At 44.2% G+C, this 23,507-nt stretch carries 24 protein-coding genes; 2 read left to right on the plus strand and 22 right to left on the minus strand.

The features are described 5' to 3' along the window. Position 1: 1 nt before the first annotated feature. The 11 genes from Ga0451573_RS01605 to Ga0451573_RS01655 all read right to left on the minus strand — a co-directional run bounded on the left by Ga0451573_RS01605 (position 2) and on the right by Ga0451573_RS01655 (position 10,271). Positions 2 to 709 carry an endonuclease III domain-containing protein gene (locus Ga0451573_RS01605; protein ID WP_231682116.1) on the minus strand — a complete coding sequence of 236 codons (708 nt, stop codon included), beginning with the start codon at positions 707 to 709 and terminating at the stop codon, positions 2 to 4. Continuing rightward, positions 696 to 995: a hypothetical protein gene (locus Ga0451573_RS01610; protein ID WP_231682117.1), complete on the minus strand. Its 300-nt coding sequence runs from the start codon at positions 993 to 995 to the stop codon at positions 696 to 698. Before Ga0451573_RS01610 ends, Ga0451573_RS01605 begins: the two co-directional genes overlap by 14 nt. A 76-nt stretch (positions 996 to 1,071) precedes the next feature. Continuing rightward, entirely contained in the window at positions 1,072 to 1,761 is a 690-nt protein-coding gene (locus Ga0451573_RS01615; protein WP_231682118.1) for a TVP38/TMEM64 family protein, read from the minus strand. Further along, positions 1,745 to 1,903: a hypothetical protein gene (locus Ga0451573_RS01620; protein WP_231682119.1), complete on the minus strand. Its 159-nt coding sequence runs from the start codon at positions 1,901 to 1,903 to the stop codon at positions 1,745 to 1,747. The genes Ga0451573_RS01615 and Ga0451573_RS01620 overlap by 17 nt, the downstream gene beginning before the upstream one ends. A gap of 78 nt (positions 1,904 to 1,981) precedes the next feature. Then, positions 1,982 to 2,524, minus strand: coding sequence for a hypothetical protein (locus Ga0451573_RS01625; RefSeq protein WP_231682120.1), 543 nt, complete (start codon positions 2,522 to 2,524; stop codon positions 1,982 to 1,984). Continuing rightward, entirely contained in the window at positions 2,521 to 3,447 is a 927-nt protein-coding gene (locus Ga0451573_RS01630; protein WP_231682121.1) for a selenium metabolism-associated LysR family transcriptional regulator, read from the minus strand. Before Ga0451573_RS01630 ends, Ga0451573_RS01625 begins: the two co-directional genes overlap by 4 nt. Positions 3,448 to 3,515: 68 nt before the next feature. Then, the gene (gene murI / locus Ga0451573_RS01635) at positions 3,516 to 4,322 is read right to left on the minus strand and encodes a glutamate racemase (protein ID WP_231682122.1); all 807 of its coding nucleotides are present in this window, start codon (positions 4,320 to 4,322) and stop codon (positions 3,516 to 3,518) included. A 397-nt stretch (positions 4,323 to 4,719) separates the two neighbouring features. After that, on the minus strand, positions 4,720 to 5,355 hold the full coding sequence (locus tag Ga0451573_RS01640) for an adenylate kinase (protein WP_435052278.1): 636 nt from the start codon (positions 5,353 to 5,355) through the stop codon (positions 4,720 to 4,722). A 371-nt stretch (positions 5,356 to 5,726) separates the two neighbouring features. Further along, the gene (locus Ga0451573_RS01645; RefSeq protein ID WP_231682124.1) at positions 5,727 to 7,160 is read right to left on the minus strand and encodes a SpoVR family protein; all 1,434 of its coding nucleotides are present in this window, start codon (positions 7,158 to 7,160) and stop codon (positions 5,727 to 5,729) included. Between the two features lie 40 nt (positions 7,161 to 7,200). Then, on the minus strand, positions 7,201 to 8,352 hold the full coding sequence (yhbH, locus tag Ga0451573_RS01650; protein ID WP_231682125.1) for a sporulation protein YhbH: 1,152 nt from the start codon (positions 8,350 to 8,352) through the stop codon (positions 7,201 to 7,203). Between the two features lie 23 nt (positions 8,353 to 8,375). Then, positions 8,376 to 10,271, minus strand: coding sequence for a PrkA family serine protein kinase (locus tag Ga0451573_RS01655; RefSeq protein ID WP_231682126.1), 1,896 nt, complete (start codon positions 10,269 to 10,271; stop codon positions 8,376 to 8,378). 218 nt (positions 10,272 to 10,489) lie between these two features. On the opposite strand from Ga0451573_RS01655, the gene Ga0451573_RS01660 reads away from it, so the two are divergent. Then, positions 10,490 to 10,639: a hypothetical protein gene (locus Ga0451573_RS01660; RefSeq protein ID WP_231682127.1), complete on the plus strand. Its 150-nt coding sequence runs from the start codon at positions 10,490 to 10,492 to the stop codon at positions 10,637 to 10,639. Positions 10,640 to 10,895: 256 nt separating this feature from the next. On the opposite strand, the gene speE is transcribed toward Ga0451573_RS01660, so the two are convergent. Together speE and Ga0451573_RS01670 are read right to left on the minus strand one after the other, a co-directional pair. Then, positions 10,896 to 11,729: a polyamine aminopropyltransferase gene (speE, locus tag Ga0451573_RS01665; RefSeq protein WP_231682128.1), complete on the minus strand. Its 834-nt coding sequence runs from the start codon at positions 11,727 to 11,729 to the stop codon at positions 10,896 to 10,898. 104 nt (positions 11,730 to 11,833) lie between these two features. Continuing rightward, a complete protein-coding gene (locus tag Ga0451573_RS01670; RefSeq protein WP_231682129.1) occupies positions 11,834 to 13,576 on the minus strand; it encodes a sigma-54 interaction domain-containing protein in 1,743 nt (580 codons plus the stop codon). 235 nt (positions 13,577 to 13,811) lie between these two features. Here Ga0451573_RS01670 and Ga0451573_RS01675 point away from each other — a divergent pair, with 235 nt between their 5' ends. Further along, complete coding sequence (locus Ga0451573_RS01675) at positions 13,812 to 14,051, plus strand: hypothetical protein (protein ID WP_231682130.1); 240 nt, start codon at positions 13,812 to 13,814, stop codon at positions 14,049 to 14,051. An 11-nt stretch (positions 14,052 to 14,062) separates the two neighbouring features. Here Ga0451573_RS01675 and Ga0451573_RS01680 read toward each other — a convergent pair whose 3' ends face one another. The 9 genes from Ga0451573_RS01680 to nuoH form a co-directional block, all read right to left on the minus strand. Next, complete coding sequence (locus Ga0451573_RS01680; RefSeq protein ID WP_231682131.1) at positions 14,063 to 15,610, minus strand: YifB family Mg chelatase-like AAA ATPase; 1,548 nt, start codon at positions 15,608 to 15,610, stop codon at positions 14,063 to 14,065. A 12-nt stretch (positions 15,611 to 15,622) separates the two neighbouring features. Further along, entirely contained in the window at positions 15,623 to 15,988 is a 366-nt protein-coding gene (locus tag Ga0451573_RS01685; protein WP_231682132.1) for a YraN family protein, read from the minus strand. Positions 15,989 to 16,149: 161 nt separating this feature from the next. Then, positions 16,150 to 17,577, minus strand: a complete 1,428-nt coding sequence (locus tag Ga0451573_RS01690; protein WP_231682133.1) for an NADH-quinone oxidoreductase subunit N — start codon at positions 17,575 to 17,577, stop codon at positions 16,150 to 16,152. Further along, entirely contained in the window at positions 17,577 to 19,130 is a 1,554-nt protein-coding gene (locus Ga0451573_RS01695; RefSeq protein WP_231682134.1) for a complex I subunit 4 family protein, read from the minus strand. The genes Ga0451573_RS01690 and Ga0451573_RS01695 overlap by 1 nt, the downstream gene beginning before the upstream one ends. Further along, entirely contained in the window at positions 19,130 to 21,082 is a 1,953-nt protein-coding gene (gene nuoL, locus Ga0451573_RS01700) for an NADH-quinone oxidoreductase subunit L (protein WP_231682135.1), read from the minus strand. Before nuoL ends, Ga0451573_RS01695 begins: the two co-directional genes overlap by 1 nt. A gap of 33 nt (positions 21,083 to 21,115) precedes the next feature. Continuing rightward, positions 21,116 to 21,424, minus strand: coding sequence for an NADH-quinone oxidoreductase subunit NuoK (nuoK, locus tag Ga0451573_RS01705; RefSeq protein ID WP_269438029.1), 309 nt, complete (start codon positions 21,422 to 21,424; stop codon positions 21,116 to 21,118). Then, positions 21,421 to 21,915, minus strand: coding sequence for an NADH-quinone oxidoreductase subunit J family protein (locus tag Ga0451573_RS01710; protein WP_231682136.1), 495 nt, complete (start codon positions 21,913 to 21,915; stop codon positions 21,421 to 21,423). The genes nuoK and Ga0451573_RS01710 overlap by 4 nt, the downstream gene beginning before the upstream one ends. Before the next feature lie 15 nt (positions 21,916 to 21,930). After that, on the minus strand, positions 21,931 to 22,398 hold the full coding sequence (locus Ga0451573_RS01715; protein ID WP_231682137.1) for a NuoI/complex I 23 kDa subunit family protein: 468 nt from the start codon (positions 22,396 to 22,398) through the stop codon (positions 21,931 to 21,933). A 12-nt stretch (positions 22,399 to 22,410) separates the two neighbouring features. Next, positions 22,411 to 23,463 (minus strand): NADH-quinone oxidoreductase subunit NuoH, encoded by a 1,053-nt coding sequence (gene nuoH, locus Ga0451573_RS01720; protein WP_231682138.1) that lies wholly within the window; start codon positions 23,461 to 23,463, stop codon positions 22,411 to 22,413. Positions 23,464 to 23,507: the final 44 nt, after the last annotated feature.

Consider the following 23,507-nt stretch of genomic DNA (forward strand, 5'->3'; position numbering starts at 1 on the left):
GCTACTCCCTCCCCTGAGGAAAGCAGCATTTCTCACATAAAGGACATTCTTTACATTTTGGTCTTTTATTGCTGCAGAACCTGTTTCCGATTCCGGTTACTAAGGCATGGTACTCATTGTACAAGGGCACGTCAGGAGAAAGCCTCTGCATAAAATAGTCCTTCATTTCGTCATAGGTAACATCTTCATTGAAGATGCCCAATCTGGAGAAAATCCGCCGCGTGTATGCGTCAACAACAAAGGCGGGTTTTTCTGCCGCATATAGGATAATGCTGTCCGCTGTCTCTGGACCAATGCCGTAAATACTCAGTAATTCTATCCTTAAACTGTCCATATCTTTACTGAACATTTTGGCCAGGTCTCCATCGTATTTTTGCATTACATGACTTACAAACGCCTGCAATTTTTTGGTTTTCATTCTATAATACATTGTGGGAATTATGCACTGTTCAATCGCTTCAACTGAGGCGTTGTGCATACTTTCCAGTTCAAGAAGTCCGGCTCTTTTCAGGTTATCGACAGCCTTCATAACGTTTTTCCAGGAAACACTCTGTGTCAGTATAGCGCCAACACAGATCTCAAAAATTGTTTCACCCGGCCACCATTTCCTGGGCCCAAAATATACAAACATCCTGTTATAAATCTGCATTAGTTCATGAATACTGTTTTCACCAGCCTTTGGGGCACTCGCAATTTCATTCCTGTTCAAATTTAGCCCATCTTCTCTTGGAACGCTCAAAGTTCTTACTTTCCCAGTCACTGCACCTGATAATCTTTTGCCTTTCACTTGCCAAAAATCGACACTCGCTGTTCCTTCTTTTTATGCAGTTTTTACAGATACGTCCACCTGCAGAATCATCTGCCGGGGTTTCCTTACACAGCTTTTTGTCAATAATGCCCCGGCATGATGAACATACCCAGTTTTTATCTCTGATCCCAATAACGGCTGTGGTATGTGCAGGTCTTCCACATAAAATACATCTCTTAACAGGCATATCATTTCTCCCAAATCCAGAATTATGTATCCTGTAATTCGACACAGAAAATGGTATTTCCTGCCTATTTGCTTTTTTAAGAGGAATTCTTTTTTAGGGTTACCATTATCAAATAAGGCACAATAATCAAAGCCGCAAATAATGCCATCATCAGAGCATAATTTTTACTGTTGATAAGATTATTGCCCACATAGGTATAACCTATTATAAAGGGTAATTTGCCAATAGCAGAAGCCAAAAAAAACGAGGCAAACCTCATCTGGCTTATCCCGGCAGTGATATTAATAATTGGAGCCGGAAAATATGGCAGGAGCCTTAGAGTCAATACAGCCAGGAACCCCCCCGTACCATTCATCTTTTCCAGGTATCCCGGAACCTTTCCCTCGTGCTTTGAAAGAGCCCACCGGAATCCCATCGTTCTTGATAAAAAAAAAGTTATTGAAGCCCCGGTCAGTGTTCCCGCCCAGATTATTGCTATTCCCTGTCCCACTCCAATTAGTATGCCGGCGGCGCTGCATAACATTACAAAAGGAATCACAGGAACTATAGCCTGAACAAGAATAATTTCAAAAATGACTATCGGCATAATTACCCCAAAAGACTTTGCATACCTGACAAAACCTTCAATAGTAGACACTTCTTCGAGATTTACCGGTTTATATAAATACAGTCCTATAATCGAAACAACAGCAACTGCAAGGCTTATTATAGAAAAAGGCTGTCCGCTTCCGGACGGCCTGTCCGCTTTATTAGGATAGTTCTTCATATTGTTGGCTCTCTCTTTTTCTCTTCCTATAAAATTCACACGCACACTCCACTTCACCAAGCCTGTCATTACCAATCACGTTCACCATGCATTCCCCGTCAGCAGCATGAACACAATCAGCGAAACACGGCTGACTGTTCACTGTCCCACCCCCTTTTACACTTAATCTGCCCTAAAAGGGGGGTAAATATTAGCTGTATACATTACCAAACGCCAGGTTTCACTCCAACTCTGTCTCATCTTCTTCAGAGGTCTCATCTTCTTCCGGAGGCAGAGTTTCGTCTTCGTTATATGGGGGCTCGTAAATATGAGCAGAAATACCCAGGATAAAGATCAAGACTGCCATCAACTCCAGCGGTTGTTCATCTGACAATCCGAGCACTATATTGTCTCTCAGCAGATCCATGGGACCGGAAAACCATAAACTTAAATTAGTCCCATATGCAAACAAGAGTGCACCTAGCAGCGCTGCAAGCCAAAAGCCCAACAGCTTGAACTTAGGGTAATTAAACCGGTAGCCTTTGCTGGGAAGAGAGCTGGTAATATTTAGCAAAGTAAACTTCACAACACCTTTAAAAAACCCCGCAATTATTCCTGCCGGTATCAGTATAGCAATCACCCTGTTCATGTCAGGATTTAACCTGAACATAACCAGAGCAGCACTGAGGGCCACCAGAAATCCGACAAATACATCCCGAGCTATAAAAATCAAGGCTCTCCATAACAACTTCAGCATCTTCAGCATCTTCAGCATCTTCATCATTTTCGGCTCCAAATCAGTTTATTAATACGGTCTTTATTTGTTTCAAGATATTCTAACAATGCCCGGGCAGAATAACTAATATATCTGTTATGATTCCAGGCTAAATAAAGGGAACGTTCCAGACTGCCCATACCGCTGACCTTGACTTCCCTGACTTTCCCCAATTGGAGGGCATCAAGGGCAGAGAGCCGGGAAACCACACTCAGACCCAAACCGCTTTCTACAGCTGTAATGATAGCCCTGGTGCTTCCCAGTTCCATTACCACCCGCAGACTTTCTGTATCAAACCCATTATTCTCAAGCGTTTTACAAAACATCATTCTGGTCCCCGAATCCGGTTCCCTGAGAATCAGCTTTGATGCCACTAATTCACTGGGGGTTAATTCTAAGTCTCGGGTTCCCTCTGTGGCAGGACCAATTATTATTAGTTCATCACTGATAAACTCACTCAAAGTAATAGTTTCATGTTGTATCGGAGCCCCGATTATTCCTAAATCGATATCCCTGCCAATAAGCTGCTGCACAACCACGCCTGTATCAGCAATCTTAAGACAAAGTTCAATCCCTGGATACTCCCTGCTAAATTCCCCCATCAGCATAGGCAGTACATACTCTCCCGGAATAGTGCTGGCTGAAATTAAGAGCCGGCCTCTGCGAATGCCTTTGAGTTCATCAATAGCCTCCATAAAGCCTTCATATAGCTGCAATATCTTCCCTGCTTCCTCATAAAACAGCTGTCCAGCCTCAGTGAGGACAACACTCTTGTCATTGCGTTCCATAAGCTGGACTTCCAGTCTATCTTCCAGCACTTTTATCTGGGCGCTTATCGCAGGCTGTGTCATATATAGCCTTTTGGCGGCTTTGGTAAAACTCTTATTTTCAGCTACCAGAACAAACGCTTTAAGCTGTCGCAGACTGAACATTTACCGGCACCTCATTTTATTTGGTTTTTAGTTATTTCGCTGGTAACTGAAAAACATGTTTACAAAAATTACTTATTGAGCATACCCAAGGCTTTATCAAAAAAGCGTTCACAAAGGGGGATGACGCAATCAGGGTCACCTGTGGTCAAAAATTCCACACCCCTTTTAGGGCTGTTTTCAGCAGCCACAAGGCCCCCTGCTTCTAATGTCCTCATAACATGCCTGGCGGTTCCTTCAGTTCCATCAATAATGACTGCCTGTGGCCCCACAACCCGGGAAATCTCATCCCTGACAAAACAGTAATGAGTACATCCCAGAACCACAGTTGATACCTCATTGAAATTTACCCGGCTGCCATCACCAATAATATGGATAAGGTACTCCCTGATGACTTCCGGTTGTGCCTCTGACTCTATAAGCTCTGCAAAACCCGGACATGGTATCGGAATAATTTCAGCACTGCAGTTAAATCTCCGGAAAAGGTCGTTGAACTTGTTTTCCTTTAAGGTCAGCGGTGTGGCCAGAACGATTATTTTACCTTTACCGTTTTTTTCTACAGCCGGCTTTATGGCCGGCTCCATTCCGATAACAGGCATTTCATATTGTTCGCGAATATATGTAATCGCAGCACTGGTGGCAGTATTACAGGCAACAACCAGAGCTTTAATCCCTTTGGCAAACAACAGTCGGGCCGCAGCAAGAGAAACTTCCCTGATACATTCGCGATTCTTGGTCCCATAAGGGACATTAGCCGAATCGGAAAGGTACAGAAAATGTTCTCCAGGCATAGTTCTCACCATTTCCGCAAGAAGACTGATGCCACCGATTCCTGAATCAAATACACCAATAGGTAAGTTGTTAAGATTATTGTTCATTAGTTCTCTCCCAGGTTAGTTCATCTTTTATAAATTCTATAATATATTATGTGATTCCTCTTTATCAATTATTGTATTTTTGTAATAAACTATTGGTATCCAGCAGCTTCACCTTCAATTTGCTGAAGCACGCCGCCTTTGCCGTTTCGTTGGCGTCAAACCTGGCCTCCGATTTTCACGATCATATAATTCGGCATTTCGGTGTTTAGAAATATACCGTTTTTTGAAATATACTGAAGACAAAAATGCGCCTGACAAAATAACGGACAGGTATAGACAAATACCTCGAATCCCTTAGCTATGTTAACATAGCTAAGAAATACGAGGTATCGCACTCAAACTATTGAACCGCCGTACGCGGGTCCGCATATACACTGCTGTGAGAGGTAGGCGGCAGTTATTTCTTTAATGCTGCCAACACATCTTTGAGAACCAGGTTGATATCCTGATCACCGTTAATTTCTAAAAGAACCCCCCGCTCGCTGTAGTAGTCAATCAATGGCTGAGTCTGAGCTTCATATACATCAAGGCGGTTGGAAACAGTCTCTTCATTATCATCGGAACGCTGGTACAGTTCTCCCCCGCAACTGTCACAGACACCTTCCTGCTTGGGTGAGTTGAAAATAACATGGTAGCTGGCACCACAGGCTTTGCAAACCCTGCGGCCGGTCAGACGTGCCATCAGCCTTTCCCTGGGAACTCCAATATTGATAACCCCGTCAAGCTTAATTCCCATGTCATCCAAAGTCTTGCTTAAGGCATCTGCCTGGGCTGCTGTCCTCGGAAAGCCGTCCAACAGGAATCCTTTTTCACAATCAGGCTGTGAAAGCCTGTCTTTTACCATTCCGACAACCACTTCATCAGGAACCAGTTGGCCTTTATCCATGTATTCCTTGGCCTTTTTCCCCATTTCGGTTCCTTCCTTGATGGCGGCGCGGAACATATCCCCTGTGGAAATATGGGTGATATCGAGTTCCTTAACGAGTCTCTCTGCCTGGGTACCTTTGCCTGCTCCGGGCGGTCCCATAATCATCAGTTTCAAAAGTATTACCCCTCCCTCAATTATATGTTCCGATACCATTTACCATGGCATCATATATAAGAAAATTATACCATATCTGTCCCATTTTGTCCCATAAAAAAACACACTACTGCGAAAATTCTTAACATTTGGATGAAGTCTTAACACCTTCTTTTTGGCTGTCAAATTATTACATGAACAGGGGTATATGTGTTCCTCCGACGGGGCCCCCAATCCGTTACCCAAAGGTTTGGACCGGTTGACGACAGACTCCGTCTTCTGGAACACATATACCCTTGTTTTCTAAGAACTTTAGCTACTCAAAAACAGTGCAATGATTTGTCATTAGTCTTAGGCCTTGTTAACACACAAGCCTCCATTGTTCACAGACTCTGTTTCGATATTTTAGTCCCATTGTAAGAATACAGCTGTTTTTTATTGTCCACTACAGTTTCCATATGGACTGTCCGGCCCCACAGTTTGTATACATATGGCAGGGTCTTTTCAAGGTAATACAGGTCCAGATCCCTGCTGTCATGGCTGTGGCGCAGGTATAGTTCACCATCACCCTTGTAATTTCCGTCTTCAACCAGGATATGCGGGAATCCTCCGTTTGTCAGCATGGTAACAAACCCTTCCCTTACCTTTTCCCACTCAGTTTCCACCACCTGCCACTTGGTATATACCTTTTGGAACAGAAAAAGGTCCAATTCCTCAACAAGTTCTTTAGTCAGGTAATTCCTGATAAAGGAGATATCATTTTCAGTCTCTCTGACCTCAAATACCTTTTTACGGCCTTGACCGTCCAAACGACCATATTTCTTCTTTTCCTCTTCAGATGGTTTATCCCATCTTTTTTCGATATCCTCCCAGATTTTCAGACCTATGTAATAGGGATTAAGCCCAGACCTTGATTTCTGGACAACTCCGGCATGCATTTTGGCAAACTCTATGGTTTCTTCCTCGTCGAGATCAATTTCCCGCATTATTCTTGAATGCCAGAGTGTAGCCCAGCCTTCATTCATAATCTTAGTTTCCACCTGTGGCCAAAAATACAGCATTTCTTCCCTGACAATAAACAGGATATCCCTTTCCCACTCTTCCAGCTCTCTGCCATAAACAGCAATAAATTTAAGGAGGTCCTTTTCCGGTTCAACCGGGAATTTCTTCTTCTTTTTATTGACAGCATCTTTTTCTGTTTCTTGGCGGACCCCTATATTCCATAAGTCATCATAAGGAGTCACTCTCTTCTTGTGCTCCTGCCGGCATCTGCCATATTGGCACTGCTCCTTCTGCGGGGCCTGCTCTCTGCCGATATTATGTCTGGGGTCAATATGCTCCTGTATTGCCAGGGCGGAGTCCAACAACGATTCCACACGCTGCCGCCCGAACCTGTATTCATACTCCCTGATACGGTCCGCATTTCTGGACATGGACTCAACCATGTCTCTTGAGGTATGCCTGAACCATTTATTATTTTTGAAAAAATCACAATGCGCATAAACGTGTGCGGCTACCAGTTTGTTCTGAATCAGTAAATTCCCGTCCAGGAGAAAGGCATAGCAAGGGTTTGAATTAATGACCAGTTCATATATTTTACTTAGATTATAGTCATACTGTGTCTTCATCCGGTGGAATGCCTTGCCAAAAGACCAGTGAGAATATCTGGTCGGCATTCCATATGCCCCAAATGTGTAAATAATATCAGAAGGAATAATTTCGAAACGCATATCATAAAAATCCAAGCCAAATTCCTTGGCCTTATTTGATATCTGTTCCAGTGATTCCTGAAACAGTTTGATTTCTTCTGAAGTCATCCCATCACACCTAACCCGTTAATTGTAAGAGCTCTGTTTATCAGGTCTCGTTATGGGGCTTGAAAAAGGTCTTCAGCGCTGGATAAACTCCTGTTTTATCTTTTATGAGCACACTGGTAAACTTTTCATCATTTATCTTACGGTAGACAGACATAAGTGAACTTGAATTATAGTATAGTCCCTCAATCTCGCCATAACCAAAAATATTACAAAAATCAAGCAGTTTTCGTACCAGTTCCAGGCACTTCCCATTATCTGACGGCAGATTATCCCCGTCAGAAAAATGAAAGGGATAGATATTATAGTCTTCAGGACTGTACCTCGTTTGAATTATCTCCAGAGCCAGTTCATACACAGAGGAACACCGGGTACCGCCGCTTTCCCCCTTGGTAAAAAACTCCTCTTCACTGACTTCCTTGGCAGCAGTGTGGTGTGCCAGAAACAAGATGTTAACATTCTGGTATTTGGTCCGGAGAAACCTGACCATCCAGAAAAAAAAGCTCCTGGCTATATACTTCTCGAAGGGACCCATTGAACCTGAAGTATCCATCATGGCAATCACAACCGCATTTGACTGGTATCTGATATCCTGGTCCCATGTTTTAAACCTCAGGTCATCAGGCTTGATAGCAATTTCACCGGTCCCGTCAACTGCATTCCTTCTAATGCTCTCCATTATAGTCCTGCGCTTATCAATATTACTCATAATCCCTTTTTTTCTGACATCCCTAAACTGGAACGACTCGCTTATCAGCTCCTGCTGCTTTTTTTCCTTCAAATTGGGCAGACCCAAATCCTCGAAGATTAGCTCGGCCAGTTCATCAACCGTAATTTCAGCCTCATAGTAATCCATTCCCGGCTCCGAACCGGCCCCCGGCCCTTTTCCCGGGCCCTGTGAGCTGCTGTCCTGGCCCAGTACATCCCCCTGTTTGGTATCACCATCACCCTGACCGACATACTTTTGCTTGTTCCTATTGAATCTGAAATGAAATTCGTCCAGGGACCTTATCGGGACTTTTACTATTTTTCGGCCTTCGGACATGATAATGCTTTCCTCGGCTACAATGTCGGCCAGGTTTCTCTTAATGGCCTCCTTAACTTTTTCCATATGGCGCTGTTGGTCAATATGCCCCTTACGGTGCAAGGACCAGTCGTCCTTGGACACAATGAAGCTGGTGCCTGTCAACGCCATCACCTCCCGAAGTATAACAGTACTTACCTGTTCAACAGACTTCCTACATATTTTAGCAGCTCATTGGCACAAACGGAGCAGTAGCCGTGGTCTTCGATAAGCTTAGCAGTAACCTCATTAACCCGCTTCAACTGTTCCGCATCTGGTGTCTTGCTGGAGGTAGTAATTTTAACAATATCTTTGAGGTCTGCAAACAGTTTCTTTTCGATAGCTTCCCTCAGCCGTTCATGCGAACTATAGTCAAACCTTTTTTCCTGCCTGGCATAACTCGAAAGCCTAATCAGAATCTCTTCCCGAAAGCTCTTTTTGGAATTCTCAGATATGCCAATCTGCTCCTCTATAGACCTCATGAGCTTCTCATCAGGGTCCATTTCTTCCTCGGTAATCGGGTCCTTAACCTTGACCCCGTTACAGTAGGACTCAATATTGTCAAGATAGTTGTTAAACATCGTCTTGGCTGACTCCTCAAAGGAATAGACAAATGCCTTTTGGATCTCTTTTTTGGATATATGATCATATTCTTTTCTTGCATCTGATATGAAGTTAAGCAGCCGTTCCTTCTCTTCTTTGCTTATTGACGGGTGCTGGTCCAGACCATCCTTTAACGCCCGCAGAATGTCCAGGGCATTGATGCATACCGTCCCACTCCTTATCAATGCAGTCGATATGCGGTTAATTACATAACGCGGGTCCACACCGCTCATGCCTTCTTCCACAGCCTCTGCCTGAAGTTCATTGATATCTTTTTGCTTGAATCCTTCCACATCTTCACCGTCATAAAGCTTCATTTTCTTCATCAGGTCCATACCCTGTTTCTTGGATTCCTTTAATCTTGACAGGACAGAAAAAATAGCAGCCGTCTTTAAGGCATGTGGTGCAATGTGTATATCGGTCATATCACTCTGAGATATGAGCTTCTGATAAATTTTGACTTCTTCAGAAACTTTCAGGTTATATGGAACTGGCATCACAATAATCCTTGATTGCAGAGCCTCATTCTTCCTGTTAGCAATAAAGCTCCTGTATTCAGCTTCATTGGTATGGGCAATAATTACCTCATCAGCTGATATGAGGGCAAATCGTCCTGCTTTGAAGTTTCCTTCCTGGGACAGGCTTAAAAGGTTATAGAGAAACTTTTCATCACACTTGAGCATTTCCTGAAACTCCATAATTCCCCTGTTGGAAATATTCAATTCCCCGTCAAATCTGTAAGCCCTTGGGTCGGACTCACTGCCAAATTCCGTAATCGTGGCAAAGTCAATACTTCCTGTCAGTTCTGCAATATCCTGAGACTTGGGATCTGACGGGCTGAAAGTACCAATGCCAATCCTTTGATCCTCAGATAAGATAACCCTTTCCACGATAACCTGGGATACATCGTTATTATATTTTCTTTCCAGCATCATCCTACAGGATGGGCATAATTCACCCTCAATATAAACCCCGTGCCTCTGCCAAAACTCCTTCCTCATTTCCTTGGGTACCATGTGCAGAGGCTCTTCATGCATGGGGCACCCCTTAATTCCGTACATTGCTCCCCTATCAGTTTTAGAATACTGTTCCAACCCTCTTTTGATCATAGTCACGATTGTTGATTTCCCGCCACTTACCGGGCCCATTAAAAGCAGTATCCGCTTTCGCACGTCCAGTCTTCTGGCAGCGGGATGAAAGTACTCCTCAACCAACCGTTCAATGGTCTTATCCAGTCCGAAGATTTCTTTATCAAAGAAATGATACTTTAGTCTTTCGTTTTCTTCGTTAATACCGCTATCTTTGATCATTTGATAGACTTTTGCATGAGATAATTGGGCTATTTGGGGATCCTTGGTGACCATATCCAGGTACTGAGCAAAGATACCTTCCCACTGCAAAACTTCCTGTTGCTTCCTGTAATCGGCTAACTCTTTAAGTATTTCCACGTAATTCTTCCCCCCCAAACGACCTTAGTTTTATGGAATTAATTTCTTCTTAAACATTATATGCTTAAGGTTGTAGGATGAAAACCTAAATAAGCATTTTTGCAATTTTTGTCGTTTTCAGAACCGTTCAGTGGGCAAAAACTTCTATTCGCAGAAATATTATGGCAATTGTATGAATTTTAGGATAATATCAAAATAAAACTTTGGAGGTGGGGTAAATGCAGTCATGTAAAATATGTGGAGAAAAAATATCCATCGAAGAAAAATCAAGAGGTACCTGTTCTGACTGTGAAACTGCTATCGCAAAACTGATAATTAAAAAATCGGGCAAAGGAATCTATCCCCGTAAGGTCAGCTTAAAATACTAGGACTTAACTTGGACTCAGGCACTGAACCTGAGTTTTTTTGTTTTTCCGCAAGGTGAATGGTTCCTGAAAATGACCGGTAATGGTATTTGGATGCGGGGACTCCCTGCCTTGTTGCCGGTGATTTGCAGCTAGTCTCATAACGGTGTCAGTGCAAGGAAAATCTTGTACAATAGCTCACCATATTCCTCAGTCATTTCCGGAAATAATACTTAAAAGAGGAAAAACAAAAAATCCAAGGCGTAACGCCTTGGACACTTTATTCAAATATCTCCCTGATAAAATTGGGCAGTGCAAAACAGGCCTGATGGATTTCTTTATTGTAGTATTTCAGGTTCATCTCCTGTAACCTGTCCGAGTCAGGTGTGACGGCAAGCGGGTCATATTTCTTGCTGCCACAGGTAAACGTCCAGAAACCTCCGATATATGTTGCGATTGCTGTAAGGTACGTTCTGGTTATGGGGAAAATATCTTTAATATTTCTATGTACACTTGAAAGGAGTTCCCTGTTAAATACAGGTGACTCGGTCTGAGCTACAAGTATGCCATCATCCTTTAAAGCATTGTATACATCTGTGTAAAATTCCTTCCCGAAAAGTCCGATTGCGGGACCGATGGGGTCTGATGAATCTACTAAAATCACATCATAATAGTTTTGTTTCCTCTTGATAAATCCAAGTCCATCCTCAACAAAAATTCTTACTCTGCTGTCACTAAGAGCGCAGCTTATTTCGGGCAGGTACTTCCGGGATGCCCAGATAACCTTCTCATCAATTTCAACAAGGTCTGCCTGCTTGACAGACTGATATCTTACCGCTTCCCTGACAGTACCCCCGTCCCCTCCGCCGATAACCAGCACTTTTTGGGGATTAGGATGAGCCATCATGGCCGGATGGGCTATCATTTCATGGTATATAAATTCGTCTTTTTCTGTTGTCTGAATAATGCCGTCAAGAACAAGAGCCCTGCCAAACTCCATGGTATCAATAACAGCCAGATCCTGATAATCAGTCCGTTCAGTATAAACAGTTTCGCTGAATTTCCACGTAACTGAGTATCCGTCAGTGTGCTTTTCATTTATCAAGAATTCCATAATCTCAGCTTCGAAACCTCCTCTGAATAGTGTCTGTAAGTTATTCTAGCCAAAATTAAGGAAATCCTGCATCAAACCTAGATTTTAAATTGTTCTACTTGATATTACTCTTCAAGGAGATGATATTTTTCCAGTTTTTGGTATAGACCAGCCCTGGAAATCCCCAAGCTTCTGGCAGCTTTAACCTTATTGCCTCCTGACCTCTGGAGGGCCTGAATCAATGCATTTCGTTCCGTATCCTCCAGAATGGTTTTAAGTGACATCCTGTCATTTATCTGCAACTGTGCCTGTGACATCTTTTTAAGATATACCGGGAGATGGTGAGGCTGGATTATCTGGTCTTCGATGACATTAAAAATCCGTTCCATTACACTGTCCATTTCCCTAACATTACCAGGCCAGGTGTGTTTGATGAAAATATTGTATACTTCAGAAGAAATCCCGATAACCTTCTTACCATATTCGTTGTTATATTTTCCAATCATAAAATTTATCAATGGTTCAAGGTCTTCACGCCTGTCACGCAGAGGAGGGATATAAAAAGTAAGGACATTAAGCCTGTAATAAAGATCCTCACGAAACAGGTTCTGCTTGACCATCTCATCAAGGTTCTGTTTTGTAGCAGCGATAATCCTTACATCAACGAGTTTTGTGCGGTCATCTCCAATTCTCTTAATCTCCCTGGTCTGCATTATATTCATAATTTTGGCCTGCAGAGAAGGAGAAACAGCTCCGATATCATCGATAAATATTGTTCCCTGGTCTGCCAATTCAAATTTACCAATCTGCCCATGTCTCAGTGTTCCACTAACGGTCCTTTCAGCTAAACCAAATAATTCAGCATCAATAAGGTTTTCAGGGACTGCCGAACAATTCACCCTAACAAAGGGACCGTGTTTCCTGGAACTTTCCAGGTGGATAGCGTGGGCAAAAAGTTCCCTTCCGGTACCGGATTCACCCCGCAGCAATATTGTTGAATCTCCGTTGGCTACTTTTTTTATTGTTTCTTTAAGCTGTATAATCACCTGGCTCTTGCCGACAATGTTTTCCACCTTATATTTGGCGCCAGATACTTTTTCAAGCTGATCCTTATAGTATTCCAGCTTGTTTTTAAGAGTGTTCACCTGGTTAACGAGAGAATCCATTTCATACACAGGTTTGAACCTTAACTTGCCGACAGCCCCGGATAATTCATTTTCATGATACACCGGAATTATAGAAACAATTACATCACTGCCTTTTATCTGGATAGGCTCTGCCAATTGATGTGCCCCACTGTCAAGAACTCTTTTTATCTGGAGTTCGGGCAGCACCACCGAGATATGTTTACTCATAACCTTCTCCTTATTAAGTCTCAAGAAGCTGCAGAAGGCCTCATTGCATATCTCAATATGACCGTCCTTGTCGGTCACCACTATACCCTCGTGGGCATTACTGAGAACAGTCTCCAGTACTCCTCTGGACTCTTTTACCGATACCATTTCATCAATGATTTCCTGAAAAGCATTTAGATCCTCAAGAACCGCAACAGCGCCAACAACCTCTCCATCCTTTATGATTGGGGTCGAATTAGCAATACACTCTCTGCCATTAATAGTAACTTTCTGCCCTAATGCAGGTATTCCGGCATGCAGGACAACAGGAAGGCATGATTCAGGCATTATTTCCTGTATATGCATCCCCCCTACATCCTTTAAAAGCCGGAAAATTTCCCGGGCAGGTTTATTAAATATCACTATGTATCCATCTTTATCCACCGCTATGATTCCATTATAGGCAGAGTCCAGAATGGAACTGAGGCTGTACTCCCAGTTTAGGTTATTGACAGCTCTTCTAGATAAAATCATTTGCTTCACACCCCATGATAAGTTACAGTCCTTTTCAGTTTTTATTGTATCTTATCGTGGGCACATTGACTTTAGTTTTTCCTGCAATGGTCGGTTTTGAAAGGTAAACGGGTTTCTACGGTGCTAAATAGTAGTTTTTTGAAGCTTAATGGTTCCAGTAATATTTCATAAGAATATTTCAATTTGAATAGCGGCACTACTACTATTAAGAAAAGAAACTAAAGGAGAAACGACAGTGCCCGCTAAAATATTAGCTTTTCTGCTGCTCTTGTTCGGTGTTGGGGCCAGTCTGTCTGTACTGTACAAATCATTAATTGCCGTTGTGAATCCACAGTTCCAGAAAAAACCGGAACAGCAGTCTAAAAGAAACCAATTGAACTATTCAGCTAATAATCTAAAGCTGGATAATAGGACAGAGGGAAATCAAGAATTAGAAAATATATTGGAATCAGGAAAACCAGGAAATGAAAGGTGACTCAACTGGGGTTAGTAGGTCCCGGGTTGATACCTACGGTCACCACTCCTGTACTGAATTGCCTCTGCAAGGTGTTTTTCACAGATTTTTTCATTCTTGTCCAGGTCAGCTATCGTTCTGGCAACCTTTAGTATTTTCTTATAAGCTCTGGCGCTTAACTGCAGGTTTTCAAAGGCGCTCTTCATAAGCTCCGCAGTTTTTTCATCAATTTGACAATAATTTCTTATTTCTCTGCCACCCATCTGTGAATTTGACTGGATGTCGGTCCCGGTAAAACGTTTCTGCTGGAGCTGCCTGGCCCTCTCGACCCTTAGGCGGATCTGTGCGGAAGTTTCATTCTTGTGCGTTTCCTGAAGCTCGCGGTAATGGATTCTAGGCACCTCGATATGGATATCCATCCTGTCTATTAAGGGTCCGGAAATCCTGTGCTTGTACCGGCTAACCTGGATGGGAGTGCAGACACACTGTGTCGAGGTATCTCCGAGATAACCACAGGGGCATGGATTCATTGAGGCCACAACCATCATTTGGGCAGGATACTCAATACTGCCATGCACCCTGGATATACACACCTTCCCGTCTTCCATCGGTTGTCTCAGGGACTCCAGGGTATCCCTGGCAAACTCTGGCAGCTCGTCAAGATAAAGTATCCCATAATGGGCCAGGCTGATCTCACCCGGTCTGGGACTGCTCCCACCGCCAATCATCCCTGCCCTGGAGACATTGTGATGTGGTGACCTGAATGGTCTGCCGGTCAGCAGCGGCAGGTTAGCTTTTAACAATCCGGCCACACTATATACTTTGGTTACTTCGAGTGCCTCCTGTAGAGCCATTTGTGGTACAATCTGGCGCAGTCTCCTGGCCATCATTGTTTTCCCGGACCCCGGGGGTCCGGTCATCAGGATATTATGTCCCCCTGCAGCGGCAACCTCCAGGGCTCTCTTAACCCGGTAATGTCCGTTAACATCAGCCATATCTTCGGAACAGGGGTCAGCTCCGCTTTTCAGCATTTCATTTATATTGATTTCATGGGGTTTTATTGATACTCTACCGTCAAGAATAGCCACAGCCTCAGCCAGGCTGGCTACAGGCAGTATCCTGACTCCGGCGACTAAAGCAGCCTCATCTGCATTGTCAACAGGAACGATTATCTCTCGATAAGCGGTTTTTTCCATAATACCCATAACTGATGGCAGGATACCGGTTACCCCCCTGGCTGAGCCATCCAGTGAGAGTTCTCCAAGAAAGACATGTTTTCCAAAGTCATTATTCATTAGCTGTCCGGAAGCAGCAAGGATGCCTATCGCAATGGGGAGGTCAAAAACAGCACCTTCCTTCTTTGTATCAGCCGGAGCCAGATTTACCGTAATCCTTCCCAGGGGGTACTCCATTCCTGAATTGCGAATCGCAGCCCTGACCCGTTCCCTTGATTCCTTTACGGCTGTATCAGGAAGTCCAACGATTTCCAGTCCTGGCAATCCGGTAGTAATATCTACTTCAACATCGACGGGATATCCGTCCAGTCCTTTCAGGGCAAAACTTTTAACGACTGCTAACAAAATCCTTCCTCCTCAGAAACAGTTCTCCAATACCCGGACCGATTCCGGCCTATTAGTTTCATCAAGCCTGATGGCATATACATCAAATCTCAAGATTCGCGGCAAATTACGATTTTTAGCCAGGTAATATTCTGCCAGCAGCCTCAATTTCTTCTGTTTTCTATAATCAACAGCCTCCTCCGGAAAACCGTAGCGCCCATTCCGGCGCGTTTTCACCTCAACAAAAACAACGGTATCCCCGAATCCAGCAATTATATCGATTTCCCCATACCGACACCGGAAATTCCTTTCGAGAATTTTGTAGCCGTGTTCTATCAGGGCATTGGCTGCTATATCTTCCCCGATGGCTCCAATTTCCTTTTTGTTAAGACCCTCCAATTTTAACACCTCAGAAACATTATACCATGCCACTGCTTTCCTTTGTAACCATTTTTTTACTTATCTGGGCCAAAAAAAGGAACCTGATTGCTCAGGTTCCTTTTTCCTAGCTTCCTTTTAGGTTTGATTTTTTATTTTTTCTTTCTTTCCGTTGCTCTTTTTTAGAAGAACAGTGAATTAGCTGCAAGGTTTGCCAGCACTGACAACGGCTGTGGATAAACACCGAGGAACACGGTAACTATCATAGTAATCAGCAGAACTGCTTTTGCTCCTGCCGGAACCACAATCGGACTGTCATCTACCGGGTCAGCCATATACATTATTTTGGCAACTGAAAGATAGTAGTAAACTGACGCCATACTCATCAACAGACCGATAATGACCAGCCAGAGGTAGCCTTGGTCTACGATTGATGAGAACAGGTAAAACTTACCGGCAAAACCTGCCAGAGGTGGAATGCCTGCCATTGAGAGCAGACAAACCGTCAAAACTGCAGCCATTAATGGTGACCGCTGGGCCAGGCCTGCATAATCCTTAATCTCATCACTGCCGGTATTTGCGGAAAAGTTCATGACTACAGTAAAGGCTCCAATAGTCGCAAACACATACAGCATACCATAGAAGGCTACACCCCTTACCCCTGCCGCGCTGGCTGCAATTACACCGGTCATGATGTAACCTGCCTGGGCAATACTGGAGTAAGCCAGCATTCTCTTAATGTTTGTCTGTGGAATAGCTACCAGGTTACCAATGATTATCGTCAGAGCAGCGAGTGCTGCAAAGAGCATCTTCCACTGGAGACTGTAATCAGGGAAGGCAACCAGGAACACCCGCATAAGAGCCGCAAATGCCGCTGCTTTGGAACCTACGGCAAGAAATGCGGTAACAGGTGTAGGGGCTCCCTCATATACATCAGGGGACCACATTTGGAACGGTACTGCAGAAATTTTAAAACCGAAACCGGCCACCAGGAAGACCATCCCGACTACCATAGCCGGTGGCAGGCTGCCCATTTCCGCCAGTTTCACAGCAACTTCTGAAATAACCGTTGTCCCTGTCATCCCGTATACAAGACTTAAACCGTAAAGCAGAATACCTGAGGACATTGCTCCGAGAATCAGGTATTTGATACCGGCTTCAGCAGATTTGCTGTCATTTTTCTTAAACCCGGTAAGAATATAGAAGGAGATGGTCATTGTTTCCAAGCCAAGGTACAGGGTGATAAATTCACCTGCAGATGACAGCACCATCATCCCAACAGCTGCAAAAACCGTCATTACGAAGAACTCGCCATAATTTGTGCCCATTTTCTTGACATACAGTGTTGCAGCAAGAGTAACCAGCACAGCGGCAACAAGGATCAGCTGTTTGAAGAATATCGAAAAATCATCGACATAGTACATACCTTCAAATGCCGTTGCATTTATACCATAGTACCCAAAACTGATAAACAGTATAATTGCCAGGCCTATGGTTACCAGATATCCCAGTCCATAGCGCTGTTCTTTGGGAATCAGCAGACCGATGACCAATACCGCAATCGCCAGAAGGACAGTTGCAATTTCAATAGTCAGCAAAGACAGATCCATTAGATACTCCCTCCCATCTGAGCTGCAGCGGTTGTGGCCTGAACCAATTTAGCCGCAATAGGCTGCACTCCGGAATCTACCATATCCATGAGCAAGGAGGGGAATACACCAAAGGCGACGATGAATACAATTAAGACTACAACCGGAATCCAGTACGAGCCTTTGATATCCTCTACATGATCCCACTCTTCCTTACGGGGTCCAAACAATACATTGGCAACCATCCGCAGCACATAGACCGCACCGAGAACCACACCGGTCAGGGCAATTATTGCCGGAATCTGTAGGGATGGTTCCTTAAATGCGCCTACAAAGGTCGTAAACTCAGGTACAAAGCTTACCAGGCCCGGCAGACCGGCTGATGCCATAGCTGCAACCACAAAACCGACAGCCGCAACCGGCATCTGGTGGGCTAACCCGCCAAGGTCAGGAATATACCTGCTCTTGGTGGCCGCATAAATGTAACCAACCATAGAGAAGAAGAGGGCCGACATGACACCATGGGCAAACATGTTGGCAACAGCGCCGTTAAGACCGATGATGTTCATAGATGCCACCCCGATGAGAACAAAGCCCATGTGACTGACACTGGAATAACCGACAACATACTTCATGTCTTTTTGAGCCAGACAGATTAGTGCGGCATAGACCACGTTAGCAACTGCAAATATCGCTATCAGCGGAGCCCAGAACTTTGCTCCAACCGGAAGGATAAACAGGCCAATCCGGATCAGACCGTAACCACCAATCTTTTTCAGTACACCGGCGTGAATCATGGAAACCGCCGTAGGCGCTCCGGCGTACCCGTCAGGTGACCAGGAGTGGAACGGGAACATTGACAACAGGCAGGTAAAGCCAAATGCCATCATCCCAAACACCACTATCTGAAACTGAGTCGAAAAATCAATAGTTGCCAGTTTGGCAATGTCAAATGTCGGGGTACCAAGAATTCCTGCCGCCTCCTTGTACATCCAGATCATAGCTGCGAGGAGGAAGGCGCTTCCTATCAGCAGGTAGATAGTCAGCTTCATACCTGCATATTCCTTGGTAACATCCTTTGTCTTACTTCCACTACCCCAGATAATAACCATAATATAAATGGGGATTACCACTACTTCGTAGAAGAGGAAGAAGATAAACAGGTCACGGGCTATAAATGTACCCATAACCCCGGTAATCAGAATCAGGAGCAGGATGTAAAATTCCTTGGCACGTTTTTCCACACTCCAGGAACGCGAAAATACTGATGTAAACCCGATAATGTTTGTCAAGAGCAGCATCGGCAGGCTAAACCCGTCAACACCCAGGGAGTAAATGACTCCAAGGTCAGCAACCCATGGGATGTCTTCGGTAAAAGCGAAACCGCCTATTCCAGTCTTCACATATTGGGTATAGTACACAATGTATAGAATAATGGTCAGAACCAGAGAGATGAAGGTGGTAATACCGGCAACTGCCTTAATTATCTTGGATTCTTCCTTGGGTATAAAGACACTGATTAATGCCCCAATGATTGGTGACAGCAAAATAGCAGTCAGTACGGGAAAACCCATTACCTTACACCTCCTAACAGACTCAGACTGGCTGAACTGGTATCAGCAAAACTCATGATTAATACCAGGATCACAACTCCGGCAAATAATACCAGGGCATAGTGCTGGAGTTTACCGGTCTGAACACGTCTTAAGATACTGCCAAGTATTTTGGCAGCGTTTCCGATTCCATTGATAATCCCGTCAACAACTGTGATATCAAACCACCACAGGGCGCGGCCAAGTCCATCAAGAACATTGTGGATCAGCCACAGGTAAATCTCATCAATATAGTACTTGTTAAATGACAGCTTGTAAAGCGGGGCAAATTTCTGAGCCAGAGCCTCATGGGATACAGCTTTTTTGCCGTAAATCCAATAAGCCAGGAAAATTGACCCCAGCGCCAGGATAGTTGACACTATGATTATAGCCCAGTCAACACCGGCATGGTGGAATTCTCCGAGCCTTACATAATACCCGAAGCCATGCTCAACCCATGGCGCCCCAATGAACCCACCGAAAATGGAGAATATTGAGAGTACAACCAAGGGGAATGCCATCGAAAACGGTGCCTCATGCGGGTGGAATGACTTGTCACGCGGCTCGCCGTGGAAGCAGATAAAGAACATCCGGAACATATAGAAGGCTGTCAGGGCTGCAGTAATCGTAGCCATCCAAAACAGCACGAAATAAAGTCCGGCAAACTGACCTCCGTGAGAAGCCTCTTTAACTACCAGGAGGATCTCGTCTTTACTGAAGAAGCCTGCAAAGGGGAAGATACCGGCAATAGCCAGACATCCAACAAGGAATGTCCAGTAAGTAATCGGCATTTTCTTCTTCAGTCCGCCATACTTCCAGATGTCGGCATCATTATTCATGGCATGCAAAACACTACCTGCGCCAAGGAACATCAGGGATTTGAAGAAGGCGTGTGTAAACAGGTGGAACATACCGCCTGTGAGGCTGCCAGCACCCAGTGCCAGCATCATATAACCAAGCTGTGATACTGTCGAATAAGCCAGTATCTTTTTCATCTCGGTCTGGGTTATAGCAATAGTCGCCGCAAACAGGGCTGTAAATCCACCCATAAAGGCCACAAAAGCCATTGCACCCGGAACGGTTTGGAAGAGAATCAAACTACGCCCTACCAGATAGACACCGGCGACAACCATAGTTGCGGCATGAATCAGCGCACTGACCGGAGTAGGGCCTTCCATGGCATCAGGCAGCCACACATGAAGCGGGAACTGGCCTGATTTTCCGATCGGACCCAAGAACAGGATAGCAGCAATAGCTGTCAAACCACCTACAGACAGGTTGGTATAATCCTGGAAGTTGGGGATCATTTCACCCAGTGTCATCAAGTCAAGAGTTCCAAAGTTAATCTGCAGGAGAAGAATCCCCAGCAGCAGGCCAAAGTCACCGGTGCGGGTGGTGATAAAGGCCTTTTTCGCAGCTTCCCGTGCCGAGTACTTATGCCACCAGAAACCTATCAGCAGGTATGAACACAAACCTACCAGCTCCCAGAAGACAAACATCTGCAACAGGTTGGGAGCGATAACCAGTCCCAGCATGGACATGGCAAACAGAGCCAAAAAAGCATAGAAACGGGAGAACGCTTCATCACCGTGCATGTAGCCAAGTGAATAAATATTAACCATTAAAGCCACCAGGCTTACCATGAACAGCATCATGGCTGATGTCGGGTCAATCTGGACACCCATTTCAACCTTGAGACCGCTCATTTCAAACCAGGTTACCACCTGTTTGAGCGGTTGTTCGACAAACTGGTCCCCGGCCTGGATTACCCCTATACCTATGCAAACCGCCAGCAAAAACGACATCAGAATTGCTGTAATTCCTATAAAAGCGCTTACTTTAGGAAGTGGTCTGAAAACAAGAAATATCAGCAAAAATGCAATTGCCGGTAGGAGAGGTATCAACCAGGCGTTGTGAAGAGCAAAATCAATCATCTTGTTCTTTGCACCTACCTTCGTTAGTAGAAACTACCATTTTAACCAATCGAAATCATCGACATTAACTGAAATACGGTCACGGTAAATAGCAACAATTAACGCCAAACCGACAGCTACCTCTGCGGCAGCTACGGCAATTACAAAGATGGCAAATACGTGTCCTGTCAGGATACCTGTGGTAACATACCTGGCAAAGGCAACGAGGTTAATATTTACCGCATTCAGCATAAGTTCAAGGCCCATTAAAATTGCGATGGCATTTCTTTTAGCCAGAGCCCCAAACAGACCTATACAAAACAATGTCCCACTTAAAATCAGAAAGTGTTCTAATCCGATCATGAGGTCTTTTTCACCTCTTTCGCAATGATTACCGCTCCGATGAGTGCAACCAGCAAGAGAATTGCAGCGACTTCAAAAGGAACTACATACTTGGTAAGCATTAATTCTGCAATACTGCCAACAGTTTCCTGAGGCGGCTCAGCTCCAGTCTTAGGCCAGTTGGTTGAAACAACCATGACGGCATTAATTACAACTAATGCCAGGGATACGATGCCAGCCAAAGCCGCATGATTTGAAAACAGGTTGGTTTCCTTCATGTTTCCTCTTTGAGTCAGCATGATACCGAAAACAATAAAGATAGTAATCGCGCCTGCATAAACCAGAACCTGTACGGCAGCCATAAAGTCGGCATATAACATCAGATAAACTGCGGCTACCCCCAAAAAGGTAACTACCATAAAAAGAGCGCTGTGGAAAATGTTTTTATTCATTACCATCATTAATGCTGACCCTAACGTAATTATGGCAATGAGCCAGAACATAAAATTCATTTAACTATTTCACCCCTAACTCGCCTTTGCCGATTCATCTTGTTTTTCTTCAGGTTTCACATTTTTCTCGGGTATTTCCTTCTTATCATCATCCGGTGACGGGGTATATTTTGCATAAAGGTCGAGATTTACCTCATCACGGAAAAACTTTGCCCTTTCGTAATCATGGTTCCACTGCAGGGCTTTGGTAGGACAAACCTCTACGCAAAAACCGCAGTAAAGGCATTGTTCAGCCAACATTTTGTAACCTGACAGCTTCTTCTTGTTGTTTTCGTCCTTAACAGATTCAATCTTGATAACATGATTAGGGCATGCATTGGAACAAAGACCGCAAGCAATACACTTGGCCACATTCAGGTCAAAGGACCCTTTAGAACGGGCAGGTAAAACGGGTCTTTCCTCTGGATACTGTTGGGTAACTTTCTTCTCAAAAAGGTGTCCAATAGTAATCTTAAGTCCTTTAAAAATTCCTTTTCCAAACATTATCTCACCACCTTAAAGAGTTATCATCCGGTAAACGTAAACTCCTATGCCTGTAACCAAAATGTTAGCCAAAGAAACAGGAATAAGGAATTTCCAACCGAAGTGCATCAAGTGGTCTATCCGGATCCTTGGCAATGTCCAACGCATCCACATAAACACGAAAATAACCAGATAAATCTTGAGCATAAGCCATAGGAACGGTGGGATAAATGTCAGGCCGAAAGGAGCATTCCATCCTCCAAGGAACATAATGGAAATTATGGCTGAACTGGCAACCAGGTTCCCATACTCAGCAATCATATAAATAGCCCAGCGGATTCCGGAATACTCGGTCATGTAACCGGCAACCAGTTCCTGCTCACCTTCTGCCAGGTCGAAAGGTCCCCTGTTAAGCTCTGCTGTAGCTGCAACAAAGAAAACAATAAAAGCAATTAACTGGGGAATCACAAACCACGTGTTCTTCTGAGCATTGACAATATCAGTCAGGTTTAATGACCCGGCTATCATGACCACACCCAACAGTGAAAAAACCATGGGAATTTCGTAACTAATCATCTGGGCAACTGTACGCATGCCCCCAAGCAGTGAATACTTGTTGTTGGAAGACCAGCCACCCATCAGAAGTGACAGGGTTGCTGTGGAACCAACTGCAATAAAGTAGAATATCCCGATATTGAGGTTCTGCAGCAAAGCCACTCCTTCACTAAAAGGTATCACGGCAAAGGCCGTAAGACTTGTAATAAAAGCACAGGTGCTGGCAATCTTGAAAATAAACCTGTCGGCATTTGCAGGAATAATATCTTCTTTACCCAGCACTTTTACGATATCGACCGGAAACTGTAAAAACCCAGCCGGTCCTAGGCGGTTGGGACCTCTACGCAATTGAAAATAAGCGGCTAATTTACGTTCCATCCATACCAGAATTATCAGGTTAATCATTACAAACAGAATGGCCACAAGTGTCCAAACAGCCGTAGTGATTATCTCTGTAGCCGTAGCGGAGAATCCCAAACTGCCCATTAGCCAGTCTCTTAAGCCGTTAGCAATTGTATTAAAAATTTCCATGCATCTTCTCCCCTATAACCTTTTTTTCCTTCCATCTCCTGGGT

The organism is Phosphitispora fastidiosa (assembly GCF_019008365.1).
GTDB classification, from domain to species: domain Bacteria; phylum Bacillota; class Thermincolia; order Thermincolales; family UBA2595; genus Phosphitispora; species Phosphitispora fastidiosa.